Genomic DNA, 6,072 nt, shown 5'->3' with positions numbered 1-6,072 from the left:
GCGCGCGACAAGGCATACGGCTTGCCGCCGGACAGGCCGGGCACCACCACCAGTGACGGGCCGCGATGCTGGCCCAGGCTGTCGAAGCACACCCTGCCCTTGCCGATCAGGTCCGGTTGATTGCAGGGATCGCTGCTGGGTGCGGCGGGTGTGTTCGGTGCGGGAATGTTGGCCGATGCGATGGCGCCGTTGGCGGCCGTTGCCGGCTTGCCGTTTGCTGCGGTTTTTGCAGCTGGTGTGCCGGGCGTGGGCGTCGGTTGAGTCGGCGTACCGGTAGCCGGCTGGGCGGCATTGTTCGGCAATGCCGTGGCCGCCGCCGTGGCGTTCGCCTTCATGCTGTCGATCAGGTCGGCCAGCGTGCCTTGCAATTGGCCGCGCTGTTTCAGGCCGGTCTCCAGTTGCTTCAAGCCATCCGGGTCGACCTTGCGCGCATCGGCCAGCTGCTTCTGCATGCGGTCCAAGTCACCGGCGCTGACCGGCTTGCCACGCGCATTCATCACCGTGGCCAGCAGGTCGTAACGCCCCTTGGCGTTGCGCAGCTCCGGGCGCGCGCCCAGCGATTTCATGCCTTTGGCCAGCAGTTCGGCGGCGCCTTGATAACGACCGCGCTGCACGTCCGCTTGTGCCTGCTCCAGATAGGCCGCCGCCACCAGCTGCGGGCCTTCCTGGGAAAGGAAGGCATTGTCCGGCTGCAACGTGCGGATGCGCGCCAGCGATTCCTCCGCCTTGCCGATGTCGTTGGCGGCCGCGGCGCGCTTGACCGATTCGATGCGCGAGGTGACTTCCGCGGCGATGCTTTCCTGGTTGAGCTGGGCCTGCTGTTGTTGCAGCAAGCTGTCCAGGCGGCTGCGTTGCGCGCGCAGCGCGCTCGATTGCGGTGCGTATTGCAAGCCCAGGTTGACCAGGTTGCTGGCCTGCTGCAGCTGCAGCGGATCGTTTTGTTGACCGGCTTCGGCGGCGATGGCGCCGGCCAGGTCGTTGACCAGTTTGCGTGTCTCCGGTGCGTTGTCGTTGCGCAGCGTGCTCATCGCATTGGCCACGCGTTGCTGCCATTCGGCGCTCATTGCCGGCTGCGCAACCAGCGCGGCCAATGCCTTGCGTGCCTCCGGCAGGCTTTGCGCCGGTGTTGCCGAGGGCGCGGACGTGGTCGCCAGGGTTCCGCCGAGGGCCATCAACTGCGCTTCGCGCTGTTTCAGGCGCGCCGAAGCGGGGAACAGGCGCGTGGCCAGGGCCAGTTCGGATTTGGCCTGGTCGATGTGGTTGCCGCCCAGCGCCTGGCCGATGGCGATGTCGTATTTCAGCTCCAGCTCGGCGTTGTTGAGCAGGTCGCTATGCGGATCGATGGCGCGGATCTGCGCCAGGGTTTCCACCGCGTTGTTCGGCTGGTTCTCGAAAATCGCACCGGCGTCGATGCGCTGGGTCAGCTGCGTATCCAGTGTGTTTAGCAGCTCGTTCTTCTGCTCATCGATCGCGCTGCGCTTGGCGTCGAGGGCCGGCGAATACAGTTTCAGCTCGTCGCGCAGCTTGAACACGTGCTGGGTGGCGGCGTAGTCGTAGTGGTGCTGGGCCGGATCCCAATAGCTGTTGATGCGGCTGAGCAGGTAATTCTGGATCGTATCGCCCTGGTCGAGCACGATGCGCTTGCGCTCGTCGTCATTGAGCGTATCCAGCGCCTGCACGGCCTGGTCTTCGTTGGTATAGCGATCGGGCGCGGTGGACGCAAAGCGCGCCACGATATGCAGCACCTGCCGTGTATGCAGGTATTGCGTAAGGCCCCAGCCCGCGCCGACCAGCAGCACGAGGGCGCCGCCGCCATAGGCCAACTGCGGACCGATGCGCTCGCGCAGGCTGATGTCACGCAGGCCTTCCAGCAGCTCGGCAGCAGTTTTCAGGCGCTGTTCGCCGTGGAAGGCCACCGCATCGCACAGGGCTTTGTACTGGCGCTTGGTGAGGCCCGGCACCGGCGGCGGCTTGCGCCCTTCGCGCTCGGCCACTTCTGCGCTGACCTTGTCGAACGGATGCTTGCCGGTCAGCAGCTCGAACGCGACGCAGCCCAGCGCGTAGATATCGTCGCTGGGCGTGGGCTCCTTGCCCTGGATCATTTCCAGGCTGGCATAAGCCGGCGTGAGCGCGCCCAGCGTGCCGGCGTCGAACAAGGTCTGTTCGCCTGCCGCATCACCCGCATGTTTGCCGGCGCGTGCAATACCGAAGTCGAACACTTTCGGTATGCCTTCGCGCGTCACCATCACGTTGCCGGGCTTGAAGTCGGAGTGGACTACGCCGGCGCTATGTGCGCGCTTCAGCGCCCAGGCCATGCCTTCGATCAGTTGCCGCGCTTCGGCCAACGGCATGCCATTGTAGCGCTCGCGGATCAGGGCCTTGAGGTCCTGGCCATCGACGTACTCCATCGTCATGAACACGATGGTGCCGTCCTTGTCGAAATCGAACACGCGCACGATGTTGTCGTGCGCCAGCAATTGCGAGCGGCGCGACTCGCGCTGCAGCGCGATCAGCGAATCGGGATGGCGGCGGAATTCGTCGTTCAGCACTTTCACGGCGACGTAGGGATCGCGGTCGCGCGCTTCCACCTTGCGCTCGTCGCGTGCCAGGTACACCACGCCCATGCCGCCGCGGCCGATTTCACGCTCAAGCAGGAAGCGCCCTTTCAGCAGCATGCCGACCGTGGCGTATTCGCTCACTTCGGCCTGCGCGACGCGTGCCCAGGTATCGCGGCTGGCGCTGCCGGAGTTGCTGCTGGTGTTGTGGCCGGTGTCCTGCGCCGTGGACGAAGGACCGGAAGCGGGCTTGACCACCGTGGCTTCCGCGTCGCCCGAGGCCGTGGCCACGGTGGGTTTGACTTGCGTGATGTCGGCTTCCACCGGTGACGGCGGCTTGACCACGGTCGCGTCGTCCGGCGTTGCGGGCGCCGACTGCTGTACGGCGTTGAGCTTGGCGATCAGGGCGCGCGCGATGTCGGGCGAAAGCGTGCCGTCCTGCTGCCGGCGTTCGAGCAAGGCCAGGTCTTCGAGGTGCACATCCTGCGCCTGCGGCCCGCGTTCGCTGAGCGCGTGAAACAGCTCCGGCAGTTTGCGCCGACGCGCGGTGAAGTCGTCGAGGAGATCGGCGAGGAAGGTCATGGAGTGGGTTCAAACCTGCGGCGCGGTGTGACTCCCTCTCCCCCGTCCTTGATCCATAGCGGGGCAGAGAAAGTGGATGTCAGCGTTGATAGATAGGTTGAGGGCATGGGCACGCTAATCCTGCAACCGCACCACAACCGCAGAAATATTGTCCCGCCCCGCGCGATTCAGCGACAGCTCGAACAGCCGCGCCAGCACCATCTGCGGATCGCTGTGCGTGCGGTATTCCTGGTCGAGTTCGGCGTCGGACAGCTCCTTGTTGATGCCATCGCTGCACAGCAGGAACGCCATGCCGGGGCGGCTATCGGTCACCACCCAATCGACGAACAGGTTTTCTTCCGCGCCGATCGCACGCGTGAGCACGCCGGCGCCGGCGGCCGGCTGCGCCTGCCCGAGCTGGGTGACGTCGCTCTTGGCGCCGTGCACGTGATCGTGCGTGATCTGCCGAAGATGACCGTCCTCGAAGCAATACGCGCGGCTGTCGCCGACCCAACCGCACAACATGAAATCCTTGTCGTGCACCAGCACCACCACGGTGGAGCCGATCACGTCCACGTTCTGCTCGCGTGCCACGCGCCGCAGGTCGGCGTTGACTTGCGCCAGGGTGTCTTCGATCGCTTCCACGAAATCGAACACGTCGCCTTGGCGCGGCAGGCTGCGCAGGCGGTCCACGATCATGCCGCTGGCGACATCGCCGGCCGTATGGCCACCCAAGCCATCGGCCACCACCCACAGGCCGACGTCTTCGCGCACCAGGATCGCATCCTCGTTGTGCGCGCGGACCTTGCCGGTGTCGGTGTGGCCGACGGATTCGTAGCGTAGCGTCATGAAGTCACCTCGATCACGGCCAGCGGCCAGCGGGTCGGGTCGCTGCCCAGCCCGGCGACGGCGGCGATGCGCGCACGCGCCTCGTCGCAGGAAGGCATGGCCAGCGCGCGCGCATAGACGTCGGGCGCAAGCTGCACCAGATTTTGCGTTACCACCAGCAGCAGGCGATCGCCCGGTTCCACCGCGCACACCACTTCGTCGCACAGCGGTTGGCTGGGGCCGCCCAGGCCCGAGGCTACCGGTGCCGCACGCGTGAACAGGAGATCGTCGAAATCCCCGCCGAGCGCATTGCCTTCGCCTTGCGTGGCGGCGGTGGCAAACAGCGACTGCAAGCTGCCCTGGTGCCAATGCCAGGCCGCGGCAGTGCCGATGCGCAACAGGTTGGCCCAGCGCCGCGTGATGTGCACGGCGATCACCGAGCCGTCTTCCGGCACAGGATTGATCAGGTCTTCGCTGCGTTCGCGCAGGCGCGGATGCAAGGCCAGCAGGCGCTGGCTCAATACCTTGAGATCGCCGGCCAGTTCTTCGGCGCGCAATTCCGCCGCCACGTGATTGGCTGCCGCCGCCGCCTGGCGGCGCTCGTCGGGGGCGCCTTCATCGGCGGCGACCACGGCCAGCGCGATATCGCTGCGGTAGGTGGTGGTGGCGCTGCCGGTGGGCGACGGCGCTGCATCCGCTTCGGCCACGCCGGTGGCCACCGACATCGACACCGGCGGCACCAAGTCGGCGAACAGTTCGCTCAAGTCATCCGGCAGCAGGTTGCGCGGCGGCGCTGCCACCACCGGCGCCGTCACGGCCACATGCGGCGCATGCTGATGCTGATGCTGATGCGGCGTGTCTTCGAACGTGCCCAGCGTCTGCCAGCCGGCGTCCGCGTGCCGTGCATCGAGAAAGCCGGCGTAACTGGACGGCTCCGGCAAGCCGTGCGTGACCAGCACGCTGGCCGGCACGTGGCCGCCGCCTTGCGTCCACCACAGGCACCAGCCGCTGCCGCTTTCGCTGATGCGTGCCCACAGGCGCGCAAGAAACTCGCCATCGGCGCGCGCGCGCGGCAGCGGCATGCGCCATTGGCTGGCGTGATGGAACGCAACGTGTTCCAGGCCATCCACCATCCAGGATGCGGGCGCCGTCAGCGGCATGCCGGCCAAGGCAAGCAATTGCGCGTCGAAGGTTTCGACGCTGGTCGACGGATCGGCTTGCGCGGCGGCATGCACGTGCTCCATCGCGGCGAACCAGCGCTCGCCATCGCGCAAGGCTTGCGTGGCCATGGATGGATCATCCATCGGCACCGCGATCACCATGGGAAAACTGCGGCCCACGCGATCGCCGGCCGGGCCCATCACGCCGGTCCATGCGCCGGCGCCGCATACGCCGGGCGACAACAGGAAGCGCCACGCGGGACTGCTGCGATACGCATGCTGCCAGGCGTTGCCCAGCGCCTGCCGGCTGGCATCCACCGCGCGCTCGAAATGCTGGTCCCAGGTGTCCACGAACGAGGACGGCAGCCGCCGCTGCACGAAGTCGCCCGCGCTGGGAAGTTTGCCGAAGAATCCCGCCCCTGTCGGATTCATCTGCTGCCTAACCTCCGCACCTGAAGCGCTGCACGACGGTATTGAGGAACGGATTCTTCAGGTTATCCGCCTGCACGGTGAGCTTGGCCACGTGTCCGCCGAAATTGAAGCTGGCCAGGTAACGCAGATCCGACTGCCGCTGCAGGTTGGCCGCCTGCAGCGCATGGAAGAACGCCCAATCGCCCTGGTAATCGAAGGTGCTGAGCAGGTTGCCGCTGGCATCCCAGGCGGAAATGCTCACGTGACCGGGCTGCGGGCCCGGCCATTTCATGCCCATGCTGCTGGTGCTGCCGGGCTGGTATTCGAACTTCTGCCCGTCGATGGTGATGGCCAGCTTGCCGATGCCGGGATCGAGCGACGGCGCGGCCAGCGTGAAATCCACCTCCGGCGTGGCGCCGTTGTTGCGGAAGTACATCTGCTTGATGGCGTCGGCCAGTTGCATCTGCGCGAGCATGCCGGGCGAACCGCTCACCGCGCCAGGGCCGGTTTTCCATTTCCAGGTGGGGCCGCTGGCATCCACCAGCTTGTCCAGGGTT

Annotated in this window: 4 protein-coding genes; all 4 read right to left on the bottom strand. The window is 66.6% G+C overall.

The window, feature by feature from the left end; all coding sequences use genetic code 11:
• A partial coding sequence (locus VMA74_RS21310; RefSeq protein ID WP_325370694.1) for a serine/threonine-protein kinase occupies positions 1-3,137 on the bottom strand: 3,137 nt, incomplete at its 3' end.
• Between the two features lie 114 nt (positions 3,138-3,251).
• Positions 3,252-3,965 (bottom strand): PP2C family serine/threonine-protein phosphatase, encoded by a 714-nt coding sequence (locus VMA74_RS21305; RefSeq protein WP_325370691.1) that lies wholly within the window; start codon positions 3,963-3,965, stop codon positions 3,252-3,254.
• Positions 3,962-5,536 carry a type VI secretion system-associated protein TagF gene (gene tagF, locus VMA74_RS21300; protein WP_325370689.1) on the bottom strand — a complete coding sequence of 525 codons (1,575 nt, stop codon included), beginning with the start codon at positions 5,534-5,536 and terminating at the stop codon, positions 3,962-3,964. The genes VMA74_RS21305 and tagF overlap by 4 nt, the downstream gene beginning before the upstream one ends.
• A 7-nt stretch (positions 5,537-5,543) precedes the next feature.
• A partial coding sequence (locus VMA74_RS21295) for a type VI secretion IcmF C-terminal domain-containing protein (RefSeq protein ID WP_325370687.1) occupies positions 5,544-6,072 on the bottom strand: 529 nt, incomplete at its 5' end.

Origin of the sequence: Dyella sp., assembly GCF_035508675.1 — a bacterium.
Lineage (GTDB): Bacteria > Pseudomonadota > Gammaproteobacteria > Xanthomonadales > Rhodanobacteraceae > Dyella_B.
This window is presented reverse-complemented; position numbering and strand designations above follow the sequence as displayed.

What these genes read in the sequence shown, in the direction of transcription:
- VMA74_RS21305 (WP_325370691.1), bottom strand. Translation starts at nt 3,965, where the DNA reads ATGACGCTACGCTACGAATCCGTCGGCCACACCGACACCGGCAAGGTC.
- tagF (WP_325370689.1), bottom strand. Translation starts at nt 5,536, where the DNA reads ATGAATCCGACAGGGGCGGGATTCTTCGGCAAACTTCCCAGCGCGGGC.